Source organism: Novosphingobium organovorum, from assembly GCF_022832435.1.
Lineage (GTDB): Bacteria > Pseudomonadota > Alphaproteobacteria > Sphingomonadales > Sphingomonadaceae > Novosphingobium > Novosphingobium organovorum.
The window spans coordinates 1-3127 of record NZ_JALHLF010000202.1; the positions used below are offsets into that span (position 1 = coordinate 1).

Annotated in this window: 3 protein-coding genes; all 3 read right to left on the minus strand. The window is 63.6% G+C overall.

Features of this window, described 5'->3' with window-relative positions:
- Window positions 1-548: 548 nt before the first annotated feature.
- Window positions 549-2165: an IS66 family transposase gene (gene tnpC, locus MTR62_RS20500; RefSeq protein ID WP_244024439.1), complete on the minus strand. Its 1617-nt coding sequence runs from the start codon at window positions 2163-2165 to the stop codon at window positions 549-551.
- A 67-nt stretch (window positions 2166-2232) separates the two neighbouring features.
- On the minus strand, window positions 2233-2586 hold the full coding sequence (tnpB, locus tag MTR62_RS20505) for an IS66 family insertion sequence element accessory protein TnpB (protein WP_021243391.1): 354 nt from the start codon (window positions 2584-2586) through the stop codon (window positions 2233-2235).
- On the minus strand, window positions 2583-3032 hold the full coding sequence (tnpA, locus tag MTR62_RS20510) for an IS66-like element accessory protein TnpA (RefSeq protein WP_244024443.1): 450 nt from the start codon (window positions 3030-3032) through the stop codon (window positions 2583-2585). Before tnpA ends, tnpB begins: the two co-directional genes overlap by 4 nt.
- Window positions 3033-3127 lie beyond the last annotated feature (95 nt).

Below are 3127 nucleotides of genomic sequence, written 5' to 3' on the forward strand. Positions count from 1 at the left end.
GTAAGCGTCTGCCCTAGCCCGTCGGTGACAGAAAATGCCCATTGCGAACATAAAGGTTGGGCGTAAGCATGGATGTCATGCGATGGTTATTTCTTCCGGCTCTCGGGCTGGTCAGCGGGTGTGCACCACAAACTGGTGATGCATTGGTTGATCGCGTGATTTCGAGGATTGCCCCCTTCTCAAGCTGTGTCCGGGTAGGTCAGACACACGTCTTCAAGGTCGGTAACGATCCGGGGCCACCTGCTATGCTGGTCCCGACTTCATTTGAAGCCCAAGAGACGCGCAGAGTGGCAGCTAGTATCGCAATACCTTGGCAATCCGCCCAGAATGATCAGCCCCAATTCTTCGGTCGCGGCACGGCAGAGGCCTGCCCCACAGTGGTTAACCGCCCGCTGTACGCTGGCGACTTCGCTTTCGTGACTTACAGCGAGTCGGGGGGCAAAATTGGTGCATATGCTTTCCGCCATCGCGCAGGAGCGTGGAGGGAGGAAGAAGCGGTGACCTTGGGTTACTGGTGAAGGTGTCCGCTCCCAACCCAAAATGCGCGTTCACGCCTGCGGGGTGGCCCAGTTCCAAGGCAGCAGTTCATCGATCCGGTTGATGGGATGCCCCTTGCCGATGCGGTCGAGGACATCGGCCAGCCATTCCTGCGGATTGACGCCGTTGAGCTTGGCGGTTTCCAGTAGCGAGTACATGGCGGCGGCGCGCTCACCGCCACAGTCCGCGCCAGCGAACATCCAGTTCTTGCGACCAACGGCAATACCCCTCAGGGCATTCTCCGCGGGATTGTTGTCGATCTCGAGCCTGCCGTCCTGGGTGTAGGCGAGCAATTGCGGCTTGAGCTTCACGGCATAGCGCAGCGCCTCGGCGAGCGGCGAGCGGGCCGAAGCCTTGGACAATACGTCATCGGCCCAGGCGAAGAAATCCATCGCCTTGAGCAGTGACGCCTTGCGCGCCCTGCAGCGAATATCGGCCGGCTCACCGGCAATTTGCCGCTCGATCTCATAGAGGTCGCGGATCATGAGCAGTCCCTTGCCCGCGGCCGAGTGCGGGTCCGCCTTGTAGACATCGTTGATTTTGCGCCGGGCGTGCGCCCAGCAGGCGACCGGTGTCATCGGCGCCGGCTTGCGGTCACTCGCATAGAGGCGGTCAAAACCGGCATAGGCATCGGCCTGCAGGAAGCCCGCGAAGGTCTTGAGATGCTCGCGCGGCCTCTCGCCCTTGCGATCGGGGCTGTAGCGAAACAGTGCCGCCGGCTTGTCCAAGGGGCTCCATCGTCGGTTGTCGCGAAGGTAGACCCATAGTCGCCCGGTCGCCGTCTTCCCGGTTCCCGGCGCCAGCACGGGAACGGGCGTGTCGTCGGCATGGACCTTCACGCTGGCCATGACGTGATCGGCGATCCGGTCGACCAGCGGTTCCAGCAGCCAGCTTGCCTGGCCGAGCCAGTCCGCCATCGTCGAGCGGCTGATCTCGACACCCTCGCGGGCGTAGATCTGCGACTGGCGATAGAGCGGCAGATGGTCGGCAAACTTCGATACGATGACATGGGCCAGCAGTCCCGGACCGGCGCGGCCGCGCGGTACGGGCAGCGCCGGAGCAGGGGCCTGGCTGATCGCATCGCAGCGGGTGCAGGAAAGCTTGGGGCGGACATGGCGCACGACGCGGAAGCGGCCAGGGACATATTCCAGCACTTCGGTCACGTCCTCACCGAGCTTGCCCATCGTGCAGCCACAAGCCGAGCACCCCTCAGCATCAGGGGCAGCGTGCATGACCTCGTCGCGGGGCAGATGTTCGGGAAGCGGTGCACGGCGGGGTTTGCGCTGCGCCGCTTTGAGGGGAGCATCATCGGGCACATGACCTGCCATCACGCACTCGGCATGGGCATGCTCGGCCTCGAGATCCTCGAGCGTGAGTTCGAGCTGGTCAGCCTGGAGGGTAAGCCGTTCGGAGGATTGGCCGAACTTCATGCGCCGAAGCCGGGCCAACTGGACCTTGAGCTTCTCGATCTGGAGCGTGGTCAGCTTGACCGCGTTGCGGGTCGCCTCATGCGCTTCGCGTTCGGCTTCCAGCGCCTGTTCCGAAGCGGCCAGACGTGCACGCATCGCCTCGGCAAACGCGCGCAGTTCTGCGGGATCGGTAGGGAGTTCGAGATCGTCGGGGGGCACGCACCCCGTTAGCAGAATCGGGTTCAGCACCCAAGCGAAAAGCCCGGAAAACAGGTCGTTTTATACATCAAATCTGGACCGGCAGGCGCGGCGGATCGGGCGCTACCGTACGCCTCCAGTCCATCGCTTCGATCAGCAGCGCAAACTGCGCCGGGGTGAGTACAACGCCGCCCTCGATGAGCGGAGGCCAGACGAAACGGCCGCGCTCCAGGCGCTTGGCAAAAAGGCAAAGGCCGCTGCCATCCCAGTGCAGCGCCTTGAGGTAATTCCCGTTCTTGCTGCGGAACAGGAATACATGCCCGCCGAATGGCTCGACCGCGAACAGCGGCCGAACGAGCGCGGCCAGCCCATCGAAACCGAGCCGCATACTGACCGGCTTACTTGCCAGATAGACCTTCGTTCCGGGAGCCAGCGAAATCACGATATATCCCGAAGCGCACGAAGGACGCGGGCCAGCGCCTTCTCGTTGACGTAGCTGTCCGTGGACAGGCGCACGCCGCTGGGCAGATCGATGTCTATCGCGCCAGGCCGGGCTCCGGGATGCGGACGCACGAGCTCTTCCGGCATCGGGGTACACGACGGTGCGGCCTTCGCCTGCGGGGCTGGCACCGGCGACGTGGGCGCGGGTTGGGACGTCACGATCGAACCATAAGGAATGAACTCCAGCGGCTCGCTGGCGATCGCGGTTGCCTGACGGCGGGCCGAACGCCAGTTGTAGATCAGGCTCTCGGCAATCTCATGGCGCCGGGCGACATCGCGAACCGAAACGCCCTCCTGATCCGCCTGAGCCAGGATCGCGGCCTTCTCCGCATCCGAATACTTCCTGCGCCGCTCCGTGCGCGCGATGATCTCCACCCGGTCTGTCACTTGGCCTCCTTCTGGAGTCCAGAAAGAGACTCCTTACCGGAGGTCCATCACCTTCACGCTCTCACCTCGCAACGCGACCGAGGCCGGACGCTTAC